We start from the raw sequence: 22,158 nt of genomic DNA on the forward strand, positions 1-22,158 counted from the left end.
GGGGGCGCGGCGGGGCGGGCCGGGCCCGGGGCCCCCGCCCCCCGGGGCCCGGGGCGCCGGGGCGCCGCCCCGGGGGGGGGCCCCCCCCCGCGGCCGCGGGGGGGGGGGGGGCCGCCGCCCCCCCCCCACGGCCCGAAAAAGTCCGTTGCGGCCGGGCCCCGTGCATCGGACAGTGGGCCCATGACCTCCTCCACCCACCTCCCGTCCGGCCTGACCGCGCGCCCGGCGACGTTCGACGACGCGGCGGCGGTGTGCGCGCTGCTCAATGAGATCGATCTGCTGGAGGTCGGCCGCGCCGACACCGAACTCTCCGAGATCCAGGCCGACTTGAAGCACCCTGAAGTGGACTTGGAGCAGGACAGCTGGCTGGTCTTCGACGACGGCCGGTTGATCGCGTACGGCCTGCTGTGGGACGAGTCGGGTGGCGAGCGGATCGACATGGAGTACTGGCCGCTGCCCGACCGGCCGCAAGCCGCCCGGCATCTGCTGGACCTGATGGAGGCGCGCGCCGAGGAGCGCGCCGCTGCCAACGGGGTGGACCGGGCCGTGGTGCACCTGCACCTCAACATCGACCCGGCCGTGGACCTGCACGCGCTGCGCGGGCGTGGCTGGCGTGTGGTGCGGCGCTACAACTCCATGGCCCGTCAGCTGTCCACCGGCGCGGACCGGGTGCCTGTGCCCCCGCCCGGTGTGACATTGCGTCCCTGCCTGGCCGAACCGGACCGCCGACGCGCCCACGCGCTGCTCCAGACCTCCTTCGCCGGCCACTTCGACTTCCAGCCCCGTACGTACGAACAGTGGCTGGACGACATCGACGCCGAGCGCGCCGACTGGTCACTGATGTGGATCGCGTACGTCGACGGCATCGGCGACGCGGCGGTACTGCGCACCCACAACGACCGCACTTCGATGGCCTGGATCGGCCACATCGGTGTGCTGGGCGAGGCCCGCGGCCGGGGTCTGGGCAGCTACCTCCTGTGTCATGCCTTCGGGCACTACGCGGCGCTGGGCCGCGACCGGATCGGCCTCGGCGTGGACACCGACAACAGCAGCGGCGCGCTCGCCCTGTACGAACGCCACGGCATGACCCTCGACTTCGCCGTCCAGACCTGGGAGTTGATCCGGTTGATCCGCCCCGCCGCGAGCTGACGCCGCGAGCCTCATGCGGCAGATGATGTCGTGTGTGTCAGTCAGTGACAAGGAGGCTACTAGGTGCCATGCAGGGCATGGCATGTACCATGACCGCGTGAGTTCCCGCCCCGAAATGAGCATGGCCGAGCGTAAACGGCAGCTCGTCGCGACCGAGCTGACCCAAGCCGCGCTGCAACTCCTGGCGCTGAAGGGGTTCGACGCGGTCACCATCGACGAGATCGTGACCACCGCCGGTGTCTCCAGGCGCACGTTCTTCCGGTACTTCGCATCGAAGGAAGACGTCGTTGTCCAGTTCCTGGCCGACATGGGCGCCGGCATCCGGGCGGAGCTGGCGGATCGCCCCGCTGAGGAGCCACCCTCCGTGGCGCTGCGCCATGCCGTATGGGTGCCCATCGCCGCCTGTGGCGACCACTCCGAGCGGGTGTTGCCCGTGGTGCGGCTGATTCTGCGTACGCCGGCCCTGCGCGCACGCTTCCTGGAGCGTCAGGCCCAGTGGCGGGACGAGCTGACGGGGGAGGTGGCGGTGCGCTTGGGGCTCGACGCGGACGCCGATCTGTATCCGCGGCTCGCCGCCGGGATGGCGCTGACCGCCTTCGACGCCGTGCTTCAGCGGTGGAGCGACAGTGCCGGGGCGGAGGATCCCGCCGAGCTGACCGACCGGACCTTCGCCGTCATCGCTCCGGCGCTGGACGCGGGCGGGCGGTAGCTCCGCAGGCGGATGCCGGAGGGGCGGTGGCTTCCGCGGCTTCTGCCGGCTGGCATCATCTAGGGATGTCTGACTTGATCATCGCCGCCTGTGACGGAGCCGCGAAGAAGAACCCCGGTCCTGCGGCCTGGGCCTGGGTGGTCGCCGATGCCGATGAGAACCCGCAGCGGTGGGAAGCCGGTCCGCTCGGCCACGCCACGAACAACGTCGCCGAACTGACCGCGCTGGCCGAGCTGTTGGAGTCCACGGACCCGGCCGTTCCGCTCGAGGTCCGGATGGACAGCCAGTACGCGATGAACGCGGTCAGCAAGTGGATCGCGTCCTGGAAGCGGAACGGCTGGCTGACCGCGGCGAAGAAGCCGGTCGCCAACAAGGATCTCGTCGTACGCATCGACGCACTCCTGCAAGGCCGCGCGGTGACCTTTCGGCATGTCGCCGCCCACCAGGTGGACGGCGATCACCTCAACGCGATCGCCGACGTCGCAGCGAGCGACGCCGCGACGTCGCAGCAGCCCGCGGGCACCGCCCACGGGGCGACGGCGATCCCGGAGCCGCGGCAGGAGCGCATGACGGCGGCACCCGCAGGAGGCGCGCGCAAGAGCACTGCCCCGCGGGCCGCCAAGGGGACGTCGGGCGCGGTCATCAAGGCCAAGTTCCCCGGCCGCTGCCACTGCCAGAAGCCCTACGCCGCCGGAGAGAAGATCGCGAAGAACGCGCACGGCTGGGGGCACGTGGAGTGCCGGGGCGCCTGATGTCCGGGCGGCGTATCTCCTGCCACGACAGTGAGTCGACGGCTACGACAGTGAGTCCACGGCCACGGACGCCGCTGCCGCGATCAGCTTGTCGTCGGGCTCGGCGTCCTTCTTGCCGCGGTTCGACAAGATCGCCATGACGATGGGAGCACTGTCGGGGGGCCACACCACGGCGATGTCGTTGCGGGCGCCGTAGTAGGTGCCGGTCCCTGTCTTGTCGCCGACCACCCAGTTCTTGGGCACACCGGCCTTGATGGTGTTGTCCCCGGTGGTGTTGGTCCGCAGCCACTTGGTGAGCTGCGCGCGTTCGCCCTTGCCCAGTTCGCCCCCGAGGACGAACGCACGCAGGTCCTTCGCCAGCGCCCGAGGCGTGCTCGTGTCCCGCTTCTCGCCCGGGACCCAACTGCTCAGATCGGGCTCGCGGCGGTCCATCCGCGTGACGTCGTCGCCCATCTTCTCGAGTGCGGCGTCCAGGCCCTTGGGACCGCCGAGTTCGTCGAAGAGCAGGTTGGCCGCGGTGTTGTCGCTGTAGCGGACGGCCGCGTCGCACAGTTCACCCAGGGTCATGCCGGTCCCGACGTGCTTCTCGGTCACGGGGGAGTTGGCGACCAGATCGTCCTTGGAGTACGTGATCTTCCGGTCGAGGCCGCTCAGGGAGTACTTGTCGAGGACGGCTCCGGCGGCCAGCGCCTTGAACGTGGAGTTGTAGGCGAAGCGCTCACCGGCGTTGTAGGCCACCTCGTGCCCGGTACCGGTGTCGATCGCGTAGACACCGAGGCGTGCGCCGAACTTGCGCTCAAGCTTCTTGAGGTCGTGGGCGAACGGCTTCGTGGTCGCCGTGGAGGGGGAGGCCGAGGCCGGGGAGTCGTCTTCCGCGCAGGCCACGAGCGGGACGAGGAAGAGCGTGGCAAGCGCACCGAGAGCGGTGCGACGGGCACGGGTGGACTGCATGGACCGCATGGGGCAAACCTCCGGGGCGCCCCGAGGCAGGGCGCATAGGGGACGGACGGAACGGCACCGCTCCGTCCCGGTACGTGGTCGTGAGTGCCAGAGCCACCCTCGCCCTCGGGTACGTATGCGGTCCAATACGCTCATGCGCGATTCCATGCTGTTCTGGCATAGGATCCAGTGCGTGGATCTGGTGGGAGCGTGTCGCGCGTTCGTCAGCGTCAGCGAGTACGGCAGCTTCACCGACGGAGCGGCCGCTGCCCTGATGTCCCAGTCGGTGGCCAGCCGGCGTGTCGCCGCCCTGGAAGAACGCTTCGGCGAGCCGCTGTTCGAGCGCACGTCGCGGCGCGCCGTCCTCACCCCCTTCGGGCGCGACATGCTGCCGACGGCCAGGCAACTCGTACAGGCGGCCGATGTGCTCCTTGACGAGGCGGAAGCCGTCAAGCGCAAGCCGTGGCGGCTCGCGGTGCCCGGCATCTGCTCCACGGTCGGTCTCGCGCGCCTCGTCGCCGAGGCGCGCGGGCACGGCATCACGCTCGACCTGCGGGTCGCGGCGCCGACACAACGCACGGAGCTCCTCCACGCGCAGCAGGTGCGCGCCGCTCTGCTCGCGGTGCCCGCGGACGAGGCGACGTGGTCCGTGCCGCTCGGGCTCGCCGCTGCCGAGGAACCCGGCGTACGACGCGTCTACCTGGAGACGCTGCGTGTCGGACGCGCCTTTTCCGGTCCTGCCCGCCGCGTCTGGATCCAGCCGGAGGACGACGTGCCGCACATCCGCGATCCGCTGACGCGCCTGCGCGACGCGGTGGGCCTGCGGCCCGCGCAGCTCGTCGCCGCCGCCGACCTGACGAGCGCCGCGGCCGAAGTCCTCTGCTCGGGCGACCTGTTGCTGTGCTCCCTCGCTCAGGCCGAGGAACTCGCCCTGACCTGGCGGCCCATCGGCGAGATCGCACTCGGCCGTGGGTTCGCCCTGGCCGCCGCGGCGGACGGCAATCCGCAGCACATCGAAGCGCGCCTGGGCGACGCCATCGCCCGCTGCCTGGGCACGGGAGCCCAGACCGGGACCACGGGAGGGGCGACGGTATGAACGGCGACGTGGGCGGTGGCATGAGGGGTGGCAAGGGTGGTGGCATGCATACTGAGGCGCTCCTGCGTGAGCTACGCCGGCAGCTGCGCGACGGCGGCCTGCACGGCTGTCTGCTCGTGCGGGACCTGCACACGGGGGACGAGCTGGGCATCGAGGCGGACACCCACCTGCCCTCCGCCTCCCTGGTCAAGGTCCCGCTCGCGCTCGCGACGGTCGAGCGGATCCGGCGGGGCGAGCTCGACGGAGCGACGATGCTCGAGGTGCGGCCCGGACGGGTCACCACGCCGGGTCCCACCGGGTTGAGCCGATTTCGCCACCCCGCCAGGATCGCGATCGACGACCTGCTCTACCTGAGCACCTGTCTGAGCGACGGTATGGCCGCCGACGCACTGTTCGAACTCACTCCGCCCTCCCAAGTGACCGGAATCCTCCACGAGTTCGGCATCCGTGGCATCGCTGTCCGGCACAGCGTGGGTGAGCTGTCCGACACCCCCGTGGAACGTTTCGACGCCGATCAGGCCCATCTCGCCCACGCCCTCGCCATCGACGCGGGCACCAGCGGTCGCGGACACCGGGTGCCGCAGCTCGACACCACTCGTGCGAACACCGGCAGCGCACGCACGTTCGTCGACCTGCTGCAAGCCCTGTGGACACCGTCGAAGATCCACCCGGATGTGGCCGAGCGGCTGCGTGACCTCATGGCCCACAACGTGCTGCGGCACCGGCTCACCCCGGACTTCAGCTCCGACGCAAGCACCTGGTCCTCCAAGACCGGCAGCCTGCTCAACCTGCGCCACGAGATCGGTGTCGTCGAGCACTCGGACGGCCAGTCCTTCGCGATCGCCGCCCTGACCGAGTCCCTCGTGCCGGCCAGTGCGCAGCCCGGCGCCGACGCCCTCATGGCGCAGGTCGCCCGCAGGCTGCGTGACCACCTTCGGCAGCTGTAGCCACGGGCTGCCACGGCCGCGATGAACTCCCTCACCAGTCAGAACAGTTGACCCGGTGACCTGTACGCTCAGAAGATCCTTACCGGTCGGCGCGCGGGGCGTACCCGGTCAGATACGTAGTGGAGCCACGGATATGACTGCAGAAGACGCCAACGTCCGCATCGACACCAGCAAGCCGCACCCGGCGCGTGTCTACGACTGGCTTCTGGGCGGCAAGGACAACTACCTGGTCGATCAGGAGATGGGCGAGAAGCTGCCGCCCGAGGCGCGTGCGAACGCGGCACGGAACAGGGCGTTCATGCACCGCGCCGTGGCCTGGCTGGCTGACAACGGTGTCAGTCAGTTCCTGGACATCGGCACCGGCATCCCCACCGAGCCGAACCTCCACCAGATCGTCCAGGCGATCAATCCCGCCTGCCGGGTCGTGTACGCCGACAACGACCCCATCGTGCTGCGGCACGCCGAAGCGTTGCTGGTCAGCAGCCCGGAAGGCGCGACGGACTACGTCCAGGCGGACGTGCGGCGCCCCGAGGCGATCCTCGACCACGCCCGCGCCCTGCTGGACTTCGACCAGCCCATCGCGCTCTCCCTCATCGCCCTCATGCACTTCATCACGGACGAAGAGGACCCCTACGGCCTCGCGCGCACCCTGGTGAACGCGCTGCCGTCCGGCAGTTATCTGGTGCTGTCCCACGGCACCACCGACGAGCACCCCGACCTCGCGGACTCCGTGACCGACACCTACAAGAAGGGCCAGGTGCCCCTGAGGATGCGGCGCCGCGCGGAGGTCGAGCGCTTCTTCGAGGGACTGGAGCTGGTCGATCCCGGCCTGGTGACGGCGACGTACTGGTACAAGGAATCGCCCGCTCCGAAGGCCGAGTTGAGCGGTTTCTATGTCGCGGTCGCCCGTGTCCCGTGATGCCGACCATGGCTAGGTGATGCCCGAAGCCGCTCGCGGATGCTCGTCGGAGACGGGATGTGGAGGGGTCCGACCGCCGCCGCGGCGGCCCTCGCGTGTGGGGCGGCCCAGGACGACTCCGACCAGGACGAGTGCGAGGCCGCACAGTTGCTGGACTGTCAGCACCTCTCCGGCGACCACGGTGCCGAGCAGAACGCCGGTGACGGGGTTGAGTAGTCCGATCAAGCCGACTGTCCCCGTGGGCAGGTGCCGTAGCCCGGTGAACCAGCAGGCGAAGGCCAACGCGGTGGCGACCAGGGTGACGTAGCCGAACGCGAGGAGTGCCGGTGCGGAGAGTGCGGGCGGAGGGCCTTCCACGGCCGCGGCGACCGGCAGCAGGAACAGGCCTCCGGCGGTGAGCTGCCAGGCGGTCGAGGCGAGCACGTCGGTATCGGCGCTCCACCGCTTGGTCAGGATGTAGCCGAAGGACGACACCAACATGGCTGCGGCCGAAGCGAGGACTCCCGGCACGCTCACTCCCGCCGCCCCCGTGAGCAGCATGAGACAGACCCCGCCGAGCCCGATCGCGGCGCCGGCCAGATGCGATGTGCCGGGCCGCTCGGACACCAGGGTCCAGGCGATGAGCATCATCGCCAGCGGAGACACCGCCATGACGGTCGAGGCGATGCTCGTCGGGAGCAGTTGGGATGCGGCGTAGACGAGCACGAAGAACACGCTCACGTTGAGCAGCCCGAGCACCGCGGACCGCCACCACCATGCGCCGCGCGGTCGCTGCCTGCACAGGCCCAGCAGGACGAGGCCCGCGGGCAGTGCCCGCAGGGCGGCCCCGTAGAGCGGGTTGTCCGCGGGCAGGAACTCATGGGTGACGAAGTAGTTGGTTCCCCAGGCCATCGGCGCGACCGCGGTCAGCGCCACCCAGCGCATATTAGCTTCCATGGAAGTTAATATAGCTTCCTGGGAAGTTAACATGCTGTGTATGGACGACCCACAACCGCTGGACCGCGTAGCCCGCATCCAGGCCGACTGGCGCCGAGAACGGCCCGACGTCGATGTCTCCCCGCAAGGCGTGATCGGCCGACTGCACCGCCTGGCCGACCAGCTCACCGAGGAGCTCTGCCTCGTCTACGGCCGCTACGGCCTCAACGAGGGAGAGTTCGACGTCCTGTGCGCGCTGCGCCGCGCCGGTGAGCCCTACGAACGCGCGCCCGGCGAACTCGCCGCCCACACCATGGTCACCACCGGTGCGATGACGAAGAGAATCGACCGCCTGGAGCGGGCCGGACTTGTCACCCGCCGCCGTTCCGGCGATGACCAGCGCGGCCGGATCGTCGCCCTGACCCGGCCCGGACGTGAGCTGATCGACCGGGCGTTCACCGACCACATGCGCAACGAACGACGCCTGCGCGACCTGCTGGCGCCCGACGAGGCCGAGGCGCTCGAAGGACTGCTCACCACCTGGCTCACCCAGATGGAGACCCCGCACCCGTCCGACAGGAACTGACCCGTCGCCCGGGGCGTGCGGCAATGGGCGGCACTGCCTGAGGGGGAGTTCAGGAGAAGAGAACCGACCGGAGCTTCAACCGCTCGCTCGCGCCACCGGTGTAGGGGCGCAACGTGAAGCTGGCGCCGGAGCAGTCGGCGTTCGTGAAGACGATCGCGAAGGAGTCGGTGCGGTTCTTGGGAGAGTGGGCGGGGGGCTGGGAGTACTCCTGAGCCGCCTCTGCGAGCGTGATGCACTCCCCGCCGGCCGGGTCGTGCAGCGTGACCTGCCCTTCGTTACCGGCGCTGCTGATGTATGTGTAGCTGAAGTCGCCCTCTGCCGCGTACGCGGAGCCGGGCACGGTCAGGATCAGCACGGCGGCGCCGGCTGCGGCGGCCAGTGAGTGACGAAGACGCATGGATCATTTCCTTTGCTGGGAACGGCACGTGAACGCATTCCGCATTCCCGTCCTGACCAGCAGTGATACGTGGATTCACGGACGGCCGCAGCCGAATCGATCCGCCCTCACCCGTTCGGTCCCGGCAGGGCTCGGCCCGAGGGGGCGCGACTCCATCCCGCGCGAGATCCTCGACGCCGCCGCCATCTACGCCGCCGCCATCGACGGCGCCTCCTCCCTGCGCACGCTGCGCTCCGTGGCCCTGCCCCTCTCGCGGCCGATCCTCGGCGTCGTGTCGATCTTCGCGGTGGTCGCGGTCCGGAAGGACTTCCTCTGGCCGATGCTCACCCTGCCCGACCCCGGCAAGCAGACCGTGAAGGTCGGCATGTACTCGCTGGCCGCCAGCGTCCACCATCATCGACATCGTCCCGAATCACGTCTCCGACCAGCATGTCTGGTTCAAGGCGGCCCTCGCCGAGCACGCCCCGGTCGGCGCCCCCGCCACCTGGGTCCTGTGCAACCACGACGTGACCCGCACCGTCACCCGCTACGGCCGCGCCGACACCGGCTTCGCGCCCTTCCCCGGCGCCGTCTACATCTACCAGGGCGACGAACTGGGCCTGCCCGAGGCCGACATCCCGCTCGACCGCATCCGGGACCCCCTGCACTTCCGCTCCGGCGGCATCGATCCGGGCCGCGACGGCTGCCGGGCCCCATTGCGGCCTAGCTGCGAGCGCTCTGCAGATCGTCGTCGTGATGGCGCAGCCGGACGCTGATCGTCCCGGCGGTGAACAGTGCGGCACCTACGCCCGACAGCGGCACGGAGACCACCAGGGCCGCCAGCGGTTTGGGCCAGCTGCGGTCGGACGCGCATTGCAGCGCCTCGTCGTGTATGTCGCTGGAATCCTCGAAGTAGAGGTCCCTGGGGTCGGAGTTCACCGGCGAAGGGCAGTCCACCTGGTTGTAGGTGGACCCGTACGACGTGAACAGCTGCCATGCGGCGTAGACCCAGAACAGCGACGCGAAGACCAGCACCCCGATTCCCCAACTCTGAAACCGCCGGGCCCGCGCCCGGAAGTTCTGTTCAACCGCTAGTGGGTGCATTCGCGTCTCCCCGTGTCGACCTTGAGTTGCCCGGGAGACTGTAGCGGCGGGCCGGCGGCAGGGTGCTCAGGGGTGGTTCATGGCATGGGTGGGGGCGCGGCGGGGGACGCCTACTGCTGTGTGTGCCGGTGCGAGGGGCGGGAGTTGCCTGTGAGTGCTGAGTCGTCGGGTGCGTCGGGCGGGCAGCGGTTCGTCGGTCGCTGTGTGCTGGTGAGCGGCGGAGCCCAGGGGATCGGCGCGGCGACGGCCCGTCGGCTCTCGGCCGAGGGAGCCGCTGTGGTGATCGCGGACGTGGATGTCGAGGAGGGCGAGCGCACTGCCCGCTCCATTAGGCAGGACGGCGGGCGTGCGGTCTTCGAGGAGTGTGATGTCGCCGAGGAGGAGTCCTGGGCGCGGGCGGTGGCGGCCGCCCGCGCCCGCTTCGGCCCCGTGTCCGGCCTGCTCAGCAACGCCTACCTGGTGCGCGGCGGCCCTGCCGACGCCATCGGGCCTGCGGAGTGGAACCAGCAGTTGGCGGTCACGCTGACGGGCGCGTACCTCGGCGTACGGGCCTGCCTGGACGACCTGCGTGCCACGCGAGGCGCAGTCGTCCTGGTCTCGTCGGTGCACGCCTTGATGGGTCTGCCGGGACGCCCCGCCTATGCGGCGGCGAAGGCGGGCCTGACGGGCCTGGCGCGCCAGCTGGCGGTGGAGTACGCGCCCGGCGTGCGGGTCAACGCACTGCTGCCGGGGCCGGTCCTGACCAGGGCCTGGGACGCGGTGGGTGAGGAGGACCGGGCGCGCAGCGTCGAGCAGACACCTGCGGGGCGGCTCGGCCGCCCGGAGGAGGTCGCGGCGAGCGCGGCGTTCCTGCTGAGCGATGAGGCGTCGTTCGTCACCGGGGCCAGTCTTGTGGTGGACGGGGGCTGGAGCGTGTACAAGACGTCCGCCTGAAGCGAGCCGCCATCTCCCTTGCCGTTCAAGGAGGTTGATTAGATGAAGATCACCCGTATCGAGACGTTCGCGGTGCCGCCGCGCTGGCTGCTGTGCCGCGTGGAGACCGACGAGGGAGTGGTCGGCTGGGGTGAGCCGGTGGTGGAAGGGCGGGCGGCTACCGTCCGCGCGGCCGTCGCCGAGCTGGCCGAACTCCTCATCGGCAAGGACCCGTCGGGCATCGAGGACCACTGGCAGGTGATGACGAAGGGGTCGTTCTACCGGGGCGGCCCTGTCCTGTCCAGTGCGGTGGCCGGGCTCGACCAGGCGCTGTGGGACATCGCGGGCAAGCGACTCGGAGTGCCGGTACATGTGCTCCTCGGCGGCCCGGTGCGCGAACGCGTACGCGCCTACAGCTGGGTGGGCGGAGACACCCCCGCCCACATCACCGAACAGGTGACGGCCCAGGTCGAGGCGGGCTTCACCGCCGTCAAGATGAACGCGAGCGGCCGCATGAACCCCCTCGCGACCGTCGCCGACATCGACGAGATCGTCACCCGTGCCGCGGCTGCCCGCGAAGTCCTCGGCCCAGGACGGGACTTCGCCCTGGACTTCCACGGCCGCTTCCACGCCGCGAACGCCCGCCGGATACTTCCGCACCTGGCCCCGCTGACCCCCATGTTCGTCGAGGAACCACTCCTGCCGGAGTACGGTCACCTGCTGCCCGCCCTGGCCGCATCGTCGCCCGTGCCGATCGCCACCGGTGAGCGCCTGTACTCGCGGCACGACGTGCTTCCCGTACTGCAGGCGGGCATCGCGGTCCTGCAGCCCGACCTGTCCCACGCGGGCGGTATCTCCGAGGTCCGCCGCATCGCCTCGCTCGCCGAGACCTTCGACACGCTCATGGCCCCGCACTGCCCGCTGGGCCCCGTCGCACTGGCCGCCAGCCTCCAGATCGCCGTCAGCGTCCCCAACTTCCTCATCCAGGAGCAGTCGATCGGCATCCACTACAACACCGGCGCCGACGTCCTTTCCTACCTCGCCGACACCGAAGTGTTCCGCTTCCACGAGGGCCACCTGCTGCGCCCGACCGGGCCGGGGCTCGGCATCGAGATCGACGAGAAGGCGGTGCGGGAGGCCGACGACAGCCAGGCGGGCTGGCACAACCCGGTGTGGCGGCACGCGGACGGTTCGTTCGCCGAGTGGTGAGGCGGGCCGCGCGGCGGGGGCTCACGGCTGCCGGCCGGTGGCTCTCGGGGCGGGCGCGGGGCGTTGCGCCGGTCGTGGTGCGGTCATGTCGAGCAGGAGCGGGGCGTCGTGCCCGGGGGTCCCGGGTTCGGCGGTGTGGACCCCGATGCGCTGGCCGACAGCGGGCGAGGTTGCGGTGCTTGGCGGGCCAGTCGTCCAGGCCCGCGTAGCGGGCGAGGCCGCTGGGGTTCCAGGCGAGCATGTCCATGCTGCGGCTGCGACCACCGTGACCCGGAGATCGTCAGCTGGCTCGCCAAGTGCCGCCTCGACGCCTGACCGCCGGGGCCACGGCGTCGCCGTCACAGGCCGGATGAGTCTTCGTGGTCGGCCTGTCGAGGGTCGTCCTCGAGGCGGCCGGTCACCACCAGGTCGCCGTCCGGGGTGCGCCGTGCGAGGTCGCCGGTGCGGAAGTAGCCATCGGTGGTGAAGGAGCGTGCGTTGTCTTCGGGTGCCCGGTAATAGCCGCGCGGGGTGTACGGACCGCGGGCGAGGAGTTCGCCGGGTTCACCGTCGGGCACGTCCTTGCCATCGATGCCGACGATGCGGATCTCGTCGTCGGGCGAGAGCGGGCGGCCCTGCGTGGTGAGCACGGTCTCGTCCGGATCGGCGGGCCGGGTGAGAGTGATCAGCCCTTCAGCCATCCCGTACACCTGCTGTAGCCGACAGCCCCATGCGGGGCCCGTCCGCTCGGCGGTCGACCGCTCCAAGGAGGGGCCGCCGCCCAGCTGCACGAGACGCAGACTGCTCAAGTCGGCCTGAACCGTGGGGAGTACGTCGAGCCAGCGCCGGGAGACGGCGGGCGCCAGCGACGTGACGGTGACCCGCTCCCGGTCGATGACCGGCAGGCATTCGGCGGGATCCGGGTTCTCGGCGAGGACGACCGTGCCGCCGACGGAGAGGGTGCCGACGATGCCGGGGCAGCCGAAGGTGAAGTTGAACTCCGTGGGCAGTGCGGCGAGATACACGTCGTTCTCGGTGAGCGACACCAGCTCGGCGGCGGCCCGAGCCTGGTAGGCGTAGTCGTTGTGGGTACGCGGAACGAGCTTGGGCGTCGCGGAAGCAGTGCCGGAGATCAGGAGGAACGCCACCTGGTCGGCGCTCTGCGCGAGTGCCGGGTCGGGCGGGGCGTCGATGGAGGCCAGCGGGAAGTAGCGGCAGCCCGACGGGTCGGTCGTCAGGCCGCCGTACGGGGACGAGGTGCCCGGCGCCTCAAGGGTGAACACCTGCCGCAGGAAAGGCCCTTGGGCAGCGATGTCCGCCGCCATCGCCGTGTGGTCGTAGCCCTGGTGTGCCGAGGGGCCGACGTAGCCGACGGCCTGGGCGAGCCGCACGAGGCGGGACACCTCGGGGGCGCGGTATGTGAGTGGGCAGAACACGGGGATCGCGCCGACGCGCATCAGCGCGAACGCGGTGATGACGAACTCGGGGACGTTCGGCAGCTGGATGACGACCCGTTGCCCGGCCCGCAGGCCGTGCAGCCGGAATCCCGCGGCCATGCGGTCCACGCGTCGGTTCAGGTACGCGTACGTGATGCGGGTCCCGCCGTGCACGAGCGCGGTCCGCGGTCCGTACTCCAGGGCCCAGCCGCGCAGCAGGTTGTCCAGCGTGTAGCCGCGCCAGTGCCCGGCCGCCCAGTAGCGGTCGACGAACTCCTCGGGCCAGCGCGTGCAGCCGTCGAGCATCGATGTCATTCGCTTCCTTCTGCATCGCCGGTGCGGCGGCCCCGCCGACTTGATCTTGGCAATCCAATCGGGCAACACCCCTGTACACAATGTGCTTTCCGAACCATGGACGCTGGATTCCATCGGCGGAAGGTCCAATGAGCGCCGCTGACCAGGAGGAACGGCAGGGGGCGTTCACAGGGGCAGGGCGCGCTCGCTCACGACGTGTTTCATGACGAGCGTGGAGCTCAGACGCTGCACGCCGGGCAGGGTGGCGAGCTTGTCGTCGTAGAGCCGCTGGAAGGCGGGCAGATCCTTGCTGACGATGCGTACGAGATAGTCGGGGTCCCCGAAGAGACGCTCGGCTTGCAGGATCTGCGGGATGTCGGCGAGGGCGCGCTCGAAGGCGGAGACGGTGTCGCGGTCCTCCTGGCGCATGGTGACGAAGACGAGCGCCTCGAAGCTGAGCCCCACGGCACCCGCGTCGAGGATCGCGCGGTAACCGCGGATCGCTCCACCGCGTTCGAGTTCGCGCAGTCGGCGGTGGCAGGGGGAGAGGCTGAGCCGGACGCGGGCCGCCAGTTCCGTGATGGTCAGGCGGCCGTCGTTCTGAAGCTCGGCAAGAATCTTCCGGTCCACATCATCCATGCGGAAGATTCTCCCATTGCGGGCGCTCAGGCGGGCAATAGTTGGAAACACCTTCGGGCATATCGCAACTAATCTCCTCCTCAGAACCTGTTTGAGAGGGAGAAATACTCCGTGGCTGTCAGCTCCATCACCGCCTTCTGGGCGGTCTCCGTCCTGCTCATCCTCGTGCCGGGGGCGGACTGGGCCTACGCGATCAATGCCGGGCTCCGCGACCGTTCCGTGGTGCCCGCGGTGAGCGGCCTCCTGCTCGGCTACCTCGCGCTGACCGCCGTGGTCGCCGCCGGGGTGGCGGCGGTCGTGGCACGGACGCCGTCCGTCCTCACCGCCCTGACCGTCCTCGGAGCCCTGTATCTGATGTGGCTCGGCGCCATGACCCTGGCAAAGCCCGCCGTCGCCGGGACCTCGGTGAAGGAACCGGACGCCGGGACGGTGGGAGCCCGCGTCTTCAAGGGGATAGGCATAAGCGGCCTCAACCCCAAGGGGCTCCTGCTCTTCCTCGCCCTGCTGCCGCAGTTCACCGCCCCGCATGGCAGCTGGCCGCTGGCGGCGCAGATCGGCACGCTGGGTCTGGTGCACACGCTCAGCTGCGCCGCGGTCTACCTGTGCGTGGGCGTGCTGGCCCGCACCATCCTGCGGGCGCGCCCGGCGGCCGCGCGCGCCGTCACGCGTGTCTCGGGCGCTGCCATGATCGTGATCGGTGTACTGCTCCTCGCGGAACGCCTCGCTGTCTGAGGCGGCCGCATCACGCGGATTTCGGTGCGCCCTGCCATTCGTGCGTCAGCAGGGACCAGATCTCCATGTCATGGCGGACCCCGTTGTACAGGGACTGCTCGCGCAGGGTGCCGTCCAGGTGCATGCCCGCGCGCTGGGCCACGGCGCGGCTGCGGGTGTTCCCCGCGCTGTTCCACCACTCGATGCGATACATGCCGCGCTCTGTGAAGGCGTACTCCATCAAGTACCGGACGGCGGCGCTGATCAGCCCGTGGCCCTCACCCGCGGGCTCGGCCCACACACCGATCTCGCAGTTGCCCCTCGCGGCGTCGAACTGCACGAACATCACGCCGCCGATCAGGGTGCCGTCCCGCCAGATCCCGTAGATCCGCCCGGCGTCGGCTGCCTGCTTGTCCGCGTACTTCTGGAGGGTGGCGCGTGCGGACTCCAGGTCGGTGGACCACGTGGCCCAGGGGATCCACGGGTCGGTGTGGGAGCGGGCCCGGTCGATATGTGCCAGGAACTCGGCGTCCTGCCAGGGCTCGAGCGGGCGGAGCTCGGCACTCTCGGTCAGCGGTATGGCGTACATGGCGGGTCCTATGCGTGGTTCGGCCGGGCGCACGCGGTGTTCCGCTGCCGCGCACCCAGGTACGTAACGAACGTTGGGTATGTACTCTAGCGGGCATGACGCCGCCGGCCCGTACCGACCATGATGCCCGCCGTACCGAGGTCTCCCAGGCGGTGTGGCGCGTGCTGGCCTCCGGTGGCTTCGGCGGGCTCACCCTGCGTGCGGTCGCCACGGAGATGGGCGCCACCACCGGCCTGCTGACCCACTACTTCCCCAGCAAGCGCGCCCTCCTGAAACACGCCCTCGAGGTACTCGACCGGCGCTCGGCCGACCGCCCGCGCCCGGCTGCGGAGCGGGCGGGGGAGGCGTCGGGCCTCGTGATGCTGCGGGCGATGCTGCTCGACATCCTCCCGCTGGACGCCGAGAGCGCGGCGAGCAACCGGATCTGGGTGGCTTCCTGGGACGTAGTGCTCGCCGATGAGGAACTGGCGTACGAGCACGCCGCGCGCTACCGCCGGGCGCGCGAGCGGATGGCCGGGCACATCGAGGAGGCACAGGAACTGGGCGAACTGCCGCCCGACCCGACGCCCGAGGACACCGCTGCGGCTGCCCAGAGCTTTGTGCTGGGCCTTGTCGTCCAGGCACTGTTCGCGCCCGGTGAGTTCCCCGCCGAGCGGCAGATCGCCCTCGTCGACGCATATCTGACACGGGCGGCCGTGCTGGGCACATCGAGTGATGTCTCGACCTCGACTTGAGCGTGAGGTCAAGGGTTGAGTCAAGGGCTGATGCTCCCGGTCGTATGCCTGGCCGACGTCGGCTCCAGTCCTGACCGACGAACTGGAGCCTCGCGAACCAGCCGGTCACAGCGGCGACATGAGCTGGTCACCTCGGCCGGTCACCTCAGTCGGTGAGATCAGCCGGTGAGATCAGCCGGTGATGGTGACGCAGGGGAGGCCCACGCTTTCGCCGCCGCGGAAGCCTTCGGCGCAGAGCCGGGTGCCCGCCGGGAAGTGGCGCTGGGGGTACGCCTGGTCCCGGTAGGTCCTGAACGCGTCGACGTCCTCCACCTTCGTGTTGGCGCTCCACCCATCGGTGGTCCACACCCGGGCGCTGATGGTGTGCGGCTGGTTGGTGTTGATGACCGAGACCTCGACCCTGCCCAAGTAGGTGCCGGAGTCGTAGGTCTCGATGCAGACCGCGTTGTTGCACCACTTGCCGTCGGCCGCCGCCGGCGGCCCGGTGGCGATGACACAGCCGAGCGCCGCGGCTGCCGCCCCGATTCCCGCAGCGATCTTCCTGGTGATGTCGCGCATGGTGACGACCCTCAAGCTTTCTTCCCGGCCCCGCGCACGGGGCACCGACTCACGTCGTTTCCTGTTCTTCCGGGGCCAGGCGGTCAGGCGTCATCCGATGCATGGTGCATGGCCCGCGCGGACAAACGCGCGGAAGGATCATGGGTTACGCGGCTCCACGCTCTGGATGCGGCGCTTTTGACCGGTGCGCCGCGACACCGGTGAGGCCCGGCTCTATTGCCGGGCGCAGGACAAGGTCGTCGTCGTAGTCGCCGCGGTGCTCGTGGCGGTACGGGAGGGGTTCGGTGTCCGGCAGTGTGCGGAGCCGCTCGCGGAGTTCGGCCGAGCGGGCGCGGTAGCCGGTGCTGTCGAGGCGGTCGGCGCCGTAGACGACGTACGGCGGGAGCGCGTCCATCCCCGTGTACCAGAACGTGCCGTGCAGCAGCGGGAACAGCACCTCGTCCAGCTGCCCGTGGATGCCGCGCGGCCCGAAGCCCGACTCCCTGGCCCCGACCGTGGTGATGACCATGGCGCGCTTCCCGGCGAGGCCGCCGTCCCCGTAGCGCGGGGTACGTCCCGAGTGGTCCTGGAGCCCGAAGGCGAAGCCCTGTACGAGGACACGGTCGAACCATCCCTTGAGGATGGCGGGAGGTCCGAACCACCAGAGCGGGAACTGGAACACCAGCGCATCGGCCCAGGCGATCTTCTCCTGCTCGGCTGCGATGTCGTCGGTCAGTTTGCCCGCACCGTAGGCGTGTTCTTGTTCGGCGCCCACCAAGAGCCGGTCGGACGTTTCCCGGTGGAAGTCGGCGGAGTCCACCACGGGTCTCCAGTCCATGGCGTAGAGATCGGACTCCCGGACCTCGTGGCCGAGGTCGCGCAGTGCCTGTGTCCCGTCGTCGCGCAACGATCCGTTGAGGGACTGCGGCTCGGGATGTGCGAATACCCAAAGAATCTTCATGCCATTGATCCTGCGACGGGGACCGGCTGCGGACGAGTGGCCAGATGGCCAGGGAGTGCAAGGATCTGGCCACTACCGTCAGAGTCGCGCGCCCGTTCAGCCCGGCGCCCGCGTGCTCTCCCGCACCACCAGCTCGTATCCCGCGGTGAGCCGCGTGTGCGGCGCCATCGCGCCCGCGTCGATCCTGCGCAGCAGCGCGTCCACGGCGAGCTCCGCGATACCCCGCTTGTCCGGGGCGACAGTAGTCAGGGTGGGCACGCTGTAGCGGGACTCCTCCACGTCGTCGAAGCCGACCACGGCCAGGTCGTCCGGGACCCGGAGGCCGTGCTCGTGCGCGACCCGCAGCGCGCCCGACGCCAGCAGGTCGTTGAAGCAGAAGACGGCGTCCGGCGGGTCGTCGAGGGCAAGGAGCGCGCGCATCGACGCGGCTCCCGCGACGCGGGTGAACGCCCTGGTGTCCGGGGCGAGTCGAGGATCGTGCGGGACGCCCGCGGCGTGCAGCGCGGTCAGATAGCCGTGCATGCGCTGGACCGTCGTCGCGTGGGCGGGCCCCGACGGCTGCCCGATGACGGCGATGCGGCGGCGGCCGATGGACAGGAGGTGGTCGGTGGCCTCGCGGGCCGCCGCCGAGTTGTCGATCAGAACATGGTCGGCGGGGATCTCGTACGACTGCTCGCCGAGCAGCACCAGCGGTACGCGGCGTTCGCGGGCGCCGAGCACCTGCTCGTCGAGCCTGAGCGGGCTGAGCAGGACGCCGTCGATGAGCGGGTCGCTGAGCCCGCAGGCGATGCGGAGTTCTTCGTCCGGGTTCCCTCCGGTGTCCTCGATGAGCACCGTGCAGCCGCGCTGCTTGGCCGCCGCGATGACCTGCGCGGCCAGTTCGGCGAAGTACGGCGCGACGAGTTCGGGGACGGCGAGCGCGATGATGCCGCTGCGGCCGGTCCGCAAGTGGCGTGCGGAAGCGTTCGGCTGGTAGCCGAGGTCGGCTATGGCGCGCAGGACCCGCTCGCGCGTCCGCTCGGCGACTCCGGTCTCGCCCCTGACGACGTTCGACACCGTCTTGATCGATACCCCGGCGCGCTCCGCGACGTCCTTCAGGCGAGTGCCTGCCACGTGGTTCTCCCTCCCCAGGCAGCAGCAGCGTACGGCACGGTCCAACGTTGTAGAAGCTGCGGACGGATCTGGACGGATCTGGACTGGCCTGGCTGCCCCAGCCACGTGAACAGGTAATCCGTGTCTAGGTGTTGACGCTGAATTGCCAGCTGAGTACAACGTTGTAAACAGAGCGGGCGGTCAGGAAAAGTGATTGCCGTCCGGGTCTGCTCCAACGTTGCACATTGCACTCCGTATCCGCCCCTGTCCGCCGTGGAAGGACGCATGCCCATGCGGGACCGCATACCGAGCCTGCCGCCGCCCGCCCCGTCCCGCCGCCGTGTCCTGCGCGCAGGGCTCGCGGTCGGCGCGACCGGCGCCGCCGCACTCACCGCCGGCGGCTGCGGCAGCACCCTTGCCCAGGGGTTCACCGGCGGCGCGCCCTCGGCGTCGCGGCTGAACTTCTGGAACCCGTTCACCGGCGGCGACGGCGAGCGGATGCTGGCGATGCAGGATGCCTACCGGGCCGCGCACGGCTCGACCGACCTGAAGTCGGCGACGTTCCTGTGGGGCAACCCGTACTACACGAAGCTCACCCTCGCCACGCTCGGCGACCGGCCCCCGCAGGTCGCCGTGGTCCACCTGTCGAAGCTGCCCACGCTCGCCGAGGCCGGGCTGCTCACCGAACTGCACACCGATGACCTGGCCAGGTACGGGCTGACCGAGGACAAGTTCGACTCCCGGCCGTGGCGGAAGTCCCACGTCGGGGGAGCGCTGCGGGCAGTGCCGCTCGACACGCATCCGTTCGCGCTCTTCTTCCGTACGGACATCGCCGAGAAGGCCGGACTGCTCGACGGGCAGGGCCGGTTGGTGGATGTGGACGGGCCCGACGCGTTCATCGACGCACTGCGCGCGGCGAAGGAGGTGACCGGCGCCTGGGGCGGTTCGATCGCCTCGGTGAAGGAGTCCTCGATGCAGTTCCGCATTTTCTGGTCGCTGTACCGGCAGGTCGGCGGCGGGGACCTGGTCGCCGACCAGGGCAAGCGGGTGGTCATCGACACGGCTGCCGCGGCCGAGGCGCTCGCGTACATCCGCCGCCTCAGCCAGGAGAAGGTGATCCCGGCGAACACCGACGGGAAGGGCGCCATCACGCTCCTGACCACCGGCAAGGCCGGGTTCCTGATGGACGGCGTCTGGCAGGTCCTCGCGGTCAAGTCGGCCAAGGTGAAGTTCGACATGCGGCCCCTGCCGCGCGTCTTCAAGGACGCGCCCTACGCCTGCGCCGCCGACTCGCACGCCCTTGTGCTGCCGAAGGCCCCCTCGGAATCGGCCCAACGCCTCGATCTCTCCCTGGGGTTCATCGCATCGATGCTGCACTCCAGCAAGTCGTGGGCGGAGGGTGGCCATGTGCCTGCCTGGCTGCCGACACAGCGTTCACGCGCGTACAAGGAACTGGTGCCGCAGTCGCATTACGCCACTGCCGCCGACGGAGCGGTCTACGACCCGGCCGCCTGGTACGGCGGTGCGGGAAGCACCATGCAGATCGTGGTGGGCGACGTGGTGGCCTCCGTGTTCGCCGGTGACACCAGCCCCACCGAGGGCGCCGCGCGGATGCGCCGCCGCTTGCGAAAGCTGGCGGCGCAACCTGCTCCCGTATGACCTGGCCCGCCCCCGACGGATGCTCAACTCCAGCTGCCCCACCCTCCCTTGGATCCCGTACGCCTTGACCGAAAGGCCGAACCGTGGCCACGACGACCGTTCCCTCCCCGAAGACCAGCCGAGGCGACCGCTGGGCAGGACCGGGGATGCTGCTGCCCTTCGCCCTCTTCTACCTGGTGTTCCTCGTGGGGCCGCTCATCTACACCGTGGTCGCCGGATTCTTCGAGACGAGTCTGCTCAAGAGCGGCCTCGGTGAGTTCGCCGGCCTGTCGAACTACTCGGCGGTGCTCGGTGACGCGGAGTTCTGGCGGACCCTGCGCAACACGCTGTGGTTCACGGTTCTGACGACCGTGCCGCTGGTACTGCTCAGCCTGGTGCTCGCCCTGCTGGCCGACCGGTTCGTGCGGGGCCGCTGGTTCTTCCGGTTCGCCTTCTTCGCGCCGTTCGTACTGCCGTCGGCGGTCGTCTCGCTGCTCTTCATGTTCATCTACGCCGATCAACTGGGCCTGGCCCAGGAGGTGGTGACGTGGTTCGGCGTCGACACCCCGCCGTCCTGGCTCGGCGACCCGGACTGGGCGATGATCTCCATCGCGGCGGCCACCGTGTGGTGGACGGTCGGCTTCAACTTCGTGCTCTATCTGGCCGGTCTGCAGGACGTGCCGCGCGAGGTCCACGAGGCGGCCGCCATCGACGGGGCCGGGCCCTGGCAGCGCATCCGTCACGTGGTCGTGCCGATGCTGGGCCGTACGACGACGCTGGTGACGGTGTTGCAGATCATCGCCTCGCTGAAGGTCTTCGACCAGATCTACATGATGACGAACGGCGGTCCCGACGGCAGCACACGTCCCTCGCTCCAGCTCATCTACGACACCGGGTTCGTCGAGGGCCGCGTGGGCTACGCCTCGACCGTGTCGCTGCTGCTGTTCCTGGTGATCCTGTTCGTCTCCCTCGTCTGGTTCGCCCTCGTACGCCGTGCCGAGAAGGAGAACTGACATGACCGCGATCGCCACGCGCCCCAAGGAGACCGGACAGCGCGGCAAAACCGTCCCGCCGGTCCGCCGTGACTCGGAGCGCCTGTTCAACCGGGTGGCCCTCGGCACGCTCATCGCCCTCGCGCTGCTGTGGCTCGTCCCACTGGCATGGGCGCTCGTCACGTCGGTGCGGCCGGCGCAGGAGGTCGTCACCAACCCGACCGGATGGTTCACCGCGCATCCGACCCTGGCGGCGTACGGCGAGATCTTCGACGCGGGCAAGCTGCCCTACTGGTACGCCAACAGCTTCATCACCTCGGTCCTCACCACGGTCCTCACGGTGATCACGGCGTCACTCGCCGCCTTCGCCCTGTCGCAGACCCGGTTCCGGATGCGCCGGGCCGCGTTCGTGATGATGCTCGCGGGCATCATGATCCCGGGGCAGGTCCTGATGATCCCGCAGTTCCTGGCGCTCCAGTCGGCAGGGCTCCTGAACACCTACTGGGGCGTCGTCCTGCCCCAAGTCCCCAACGTCGTCGCCGTGTTCGTCTTCAAGCAGTTCTTCGACGGGATACCGCGCGAACTGATCGACGCGGCGCGCGCGGACGGCGCGGGCTGGCTGCGCACCTACTGGCAGATCGTGATGCCGATCTCCCGCCCCGCGGTCTCCGCCGTCACGATCTTCGTGTTCGTCGGTGTCTGGAACAACTTCCTGTGGCCGCTGCTCGTGGTGACCGACCCCGAGATGATGACGCTGCCGGTCGGACTCACCTCCGTCCAGGACGTGTTCGGCGTCCCCTACGCCCAACTCATGGCCTCCGCCGTGCTCGGCGCGATCCCGCTGCTCGCCGTCTTCGCACTGTTCCAGCGCCGCATCGTCGAGGGCATCGCAGGCACCGGCCTCAAGTAGCCCCGCACATACAAGAACCGCACATACAAGAAC

The 22,158-nt window shown here is 69.9% G+C and carries 24 protein-coding genes and 2 pseudogenes; 16 read left to right on the plus strand and 10 right to left on the minus strand.

Annotated features, from left to right (window positions below):
- Positions 1–180 precede the first annotated feature (180 nt).
- From ACGFSB_RS28360 to ACGFSB_RS28370, 3 genes are all read left to right on the plus strand, one after another.
- Positions 181–1,149: a GNAT family N-acetyltransferase gene (locus ACGFSB_RS28360; RefSeq protein WP_393405003.1), complete on the plus strand. Its 969-nt coding sequence runs from the start codon at positions 181–183 to the stop codon at positions 1,147–1,149.
- A gap of 115 nt (positions 1,150–1,264) precedes the next feature.
- A complete protein-coding gene (locus tag ACGFSB_RS28365; protein ID WP_393405426.1) occupies positions 1,265–1,858 on the plus strand; it encodes a TetR family transcriptional regulator in 594 nt (197 codons plus the stop codon).
- A gap of 65 nt (positions 1,859–1,923) precedes the next feature.
- Positions 1,924–2,610, plus strand: a complete 687-nt coding sequence (locus ACGFSB_RS28370) for a ribonuclease H (RefSeq protein WP_393405005.1) — start codon at positions 1,924–1,926, stop codon at positions 2,608–2,610.
- A gap of 42 nt (positions 2,611–2,652) precedes the next feature.
- On the opposite strand, the gene bla is transcribed toward ACGFSB_RS28370, so the two are convergent.
- Positions 2,653–3,561 (minus strand): class A beta-lactamase, encoded by a 909-nt coding sequence (gene bla / locus ACGFSB_RS28375; RefSeq protein ID WP_393405008.1) that lies wholly within the window; start codon positions 3,559–3,561, stop codon positions 2,653–2,655.
- A gap of 181 nt (positions 3,562–3,742) precedes the next feature.
- On the opposite strand from bla, the gene ACGFSB_RS28380 reads away from it, so the two are divergent.
- The 3 genes from ACGFSB_RS28380 (at position 3,743) to ACGFSB_RS28390 (ending at position 6,511) form a co-directional block, all read left to right on the plus strand.
- Entirely contained in the window at positions 3,743–4,645 is a 903-nt protein-coding gene (locus ACGFSB_RS28380) for a LysR family transcriptional regulator (RefSeq protein WP_393405011.1), read from the plus strand.
- 44 nt (positions 4,646–4,689) lie between these two features.
- Positions 4,690–5,592 carry a serine hydrolase gene (locus tag ACGFSB_RS28385; protein WP_393405014.1) on the plus strand — a complete coding sequence of 301 codons (903 nt, stop codon included), beginning with the start codon at positions 4,690–4,692 and terminating at the stop codon, positions 5,590–5,592.
- Positions 5,593–5,725: 133 nt separating this feature from the next.
- Entirely contained in the window at positions 5,726–6,511 is a 786-nt protein-coding gene (locus ACGFSB_RS28390) for an SAM-dependent methyltransferase (RefSeq protein WP_393405016.1), read from the plus strand.
- 12 nt (positions 6,512–6,523) lie between these two features.
- Here the strand turns inward: ACGFSB_RS28390 and ACGFSB_RS28395 are convergent, their stop codons facing one another.
- Positions 6,524–7,447 carry an EamA family transporter gene (locus ACGFSB_RS28395; RefSeq protein WP_393405018.1) on the minus strand — a complete coding sequence of 308 codons (924 nt, stop codon included), beginning with the start codon at positions 7,445–7,447 and terminating at the stop codon, positions 6,524–6,526.
- Positions 7,448–7,487: 40 nt separating this feature from the next.
- Here ACGFSB_RS28395 and ACGFSB_RS28400 point away from each other — a divergent pair, with 40 nt between their 5' ends.
- Positions 7,488–8,012, plus strand: coding sequence for a MarR family winged helix-turn-helix transcriptional regulator (locus ACGFSB_RS28400; RefSeq protein WP_393405021.1), 525 nt, complete (start codon positions 7,488–7,490; stop codon positions 8,010–8,012).
- A gap of 49 nt (positions 8,013–8,061) precedes the next feature.
- Here the strand turns inward: ACGFSB_RS28400 and ACGFSB_RS28405 are convergent, their stop codons facing one another.
- The gene (locus ACGFSB_RS28405; protein WP_393405024.1) at positions 8,062–8,409 is read right to left on the minus strand and encodes a hypothetical protein; all 348 of its coding nucleotides are present in this window, start codon (positions 8,407–8,409) and stop codon (positions 8,062–8,064) included.
- Positions 8,410–8,557: 148 nt separating this feature from the next.
- Between ACGFSB_RS28405 and ACGFSB_RS28410 the strand changes: the two are divergent.
- Positions 8,558–8,797, plus strand: a pseudogene (locus ACGFSB_RS28410) (carbohydrate ABC transporter permease); the annotation flags it as partial.
- Between the two features lie 61 nt (positions 8,798–8,858).
- Positions 8,859–9,107 (plus strand): annotated as a pseudogene (locus ACGFSB_RS28415) (alpha-amylase family glycosyl hydrolase); the annotation flags it as partial.
- A gap of 4 nt (positions 9,108–9,111) precedes the next feature.
- On the opposite strand, the gene ACGFSB_RS28420 reads toward ACGFSB_RS28415, so the two are convergent.
- Positions 9,112–9,423, minus strand: coding sequence for a hypothetical protein (locus tag ACGFSB_RS28420; RefSeq protein ID WP_393405026.1), 312 nt, complete (start codon positions 9,421–9,423; stop codon positions 9,112–9,114).
- Between the two features lie 219 nt (positions 9,424–9,642).
- On the opposite strand from ACGFSB_RS28420, the gene ACGFSB_RS28425 reads away from it, so the two are divergent.
- Entirely contained in the window at positions 9,643–10,425 is a 783-nt protein-coding gene (locus tag ACGFSB_RS28425; protein ID WP_393405029.1) for an SDR family NAD(P)-dependent oxidoreductase, read from the plus strand.
- 42 nt (positions 10,426–10,467) lie between these two features.
- Positions 10,468–11,613: a galactonate dehydratase gene (gene dgoD / locus ACGFSB_RS28430; protein WP_393405032.1), complete on the plus strand. Its 1,146-nt coding sequence runs from the start codon at positions 10,468–10,470 to the stop codon at positions 11,611–11,613.
- A 338-nt stretch (positions 11,614–11,951) separates the two neighbouring features.
- Here the strand turns inward: dgoD and ACGFSB_RS28435 are convergent, their stop codons facing one another.
- The gene (locus tag ACGFSB_RS28435; RefSeq protein ID WP_393405035.1) at positions 11,952–13,343 is read right to left on the minus strand and encodes a (2,3-dihydroxybenzoyl)adenylate synthase; all 1,392 of its coding nucleotides are present in this window, start codon (positions 13,341–13,343) and stop codon (positions 11,952–11,954) included.
- Positions 13,344–13,508: 165 nt separating this feature from the next.
- The gene (locus ACGFSB_RS28440; RefSeq protein ID WP_393405038.1) at positions 13,509–13,961 is read right to left on the minus strand and encodes an Lrp/AsnC family transcriptional regulator; all 453 of its coding nucleotides are present in this window, start codon (positions 13,959–13,961) and stop codon (positions 13,509–13,511) included.
- A 111-nt stretch (positions 13,962–14,072) separates the two neighbouring features.
- Here ACGFSB_RS28440 and ACGFSB_RS28445 point away from each other — a divergent pair, with 111 nt between their 5' ends.
- The gene (locus tag ACGFSB_RS28445; protein ID WP_393405041.1) at positions 14,073–14,693 is read left to right on the plus strand and encodes a LysE family translocator; all 621 of its coding nucleotides are present in this window, start codon (positions 14,073–14,075) and stop codon (positions 14,691–14,693) included.
- 10 nt (positions 14,694–14,703) lie between these two features.
- Here ACGFSB_RS28445 and ACGFSB_RS28450 read toward each other — a convergent pair whose 3' ends face one another.
- Positions 14,704–15,261 carry a GNAT family N-acetyltransferase gene (locus ACGFSB_RS28450; protein WP_393405044.1) on the minus strand — a complete coding sequence of 186 codons (558 nt, stop codon included), beginning with the start codon at positions 15,259–15,261 and terminating at the stop codon, positions 14,704–14,706.
- A gap of 95 nt (positions 15,262–15,356) precedes the next feature.
- Here ACGFSB_RS28450 and ACGFSB_RS28455 point away from each other — a divergent pair, with 95 nt between their 5' ends.
- Complete coding sequence (locus ACGFSB_RS28455; protein ID WP_393405046.1) at positions 15,357–15,995, plus strand: TetR/AcrR family transcriptional regulator; 639 nt, start codon at positions 15,357–15,359, stop codon at positions 15,993–15,995.
- Between the two features lie 171 nt (positions 15,996–16,166).
- Here the strand turns inward: ACGFSB_RS28455 and ACGFSB_RS28460 are convergent, their stop codons facing one another.
- The 3 genes from ACGFSB_RS28460 to ACGFSB_RS28470 form a co-directional block, all read right to left on the minus strand.
- Positions 16,167–16,553 (minus strand): hypothetical protein, encoded by a 387-nt coding sequence (locus ACGFSB_RS28460; protein ID WP_393405049.1) that lies wholly within the window; start codon positions 16,551–16,553, stop codon positions 16,167–16,169.
- Positions 16,554–16,698: 145 nt separating this feature from the next.
- Positions 16,699–17,493, minus strand: a complete 795-nt coding sequence (locus ACGFSB_RS28465; RefSeq protein ID WP_393405052.1) for an NAD(P)H-dependent oxidoreductase — start codon at positions 17,491–17,493, stop codon at positions 16,699–16,701.
- Positions 17,494–17,589: 96 nt separating this feature from the next.
- On the minus strand, positions 17,590–18,606 hold the full coding sequence (locus ACGFSB_RS28470; protein ID WP_393405055.1) for a LacI family DNA-binding transcriptional regulator: 1,017 nt from the start codon (positions 18,604–18,606) through the stop codon (positions 17,590–17,592).
- 270 nt (positions 18,607–18,876) lie between these two features.
- Here ACGFSB_RS28470 and ACGFSB_RS28475 point away from each other — a divergent pair, with 270 nt between their 5' ends.
- The 3 genes from ACGFSB_RS28475 to ACGFSB_RS28485 all read left to right on the plus strand — a co-directional run bounded on the left by ACGFSB_RS28475 (position 18,877) and on the right by ACGFSB_RS28485 (position 22,125).
- The gene (locus ACGFSB_RS28475; RefSeq protein WP_393405058.1) at positions 18,877–20,244 is read left to right on the plus strand and encodes an extracellular solute-binding protein; all 1,368 of its coding nucleotides are present in this window, start codon (positions 18,877–18,879) and stop codon (positions 20,242–20,244) included.
- 83 nt (positions 20,245–20,327) lie between these two features.
- Positions 20,328–21,236, plus strand: coding sequence for a carbohydrate ABC transporter permease (locus tag ACGFSB_RS28480; protein WP_393405060.1), 909 nt, complete (start codon positions 20,328–20,330; stop codon positions 21,234–21,236).
- 1 nt (position 21,237) lies between these two features.
- The gene (locus tag ACGFSB_RS28485) at positions 21,238–22,125 is read left to right on the plus strand and encodes a carbohydrate ABC transporter permease (protein ID WP_393405062.1); all 888 of its coding nucleotides are present in this window, start codon (positions 21,238–21,240) and stop codon (positions 22,123–22,125) included.
- The last annotated feature ends 33 nt before the right edge of the window (positions 22,126–22,158 follow it).

Origin of the sequence: Streptomyces sp. NPDC048441 (assembly GCF_043200235.1) — a bacterium.
In the GTDB taxonomy this organism is placed as follows: Bacteria; Actinomycetota; Actinomycetes; order Streptomycetales; family Streptomycetaceae; genus Streptomyces.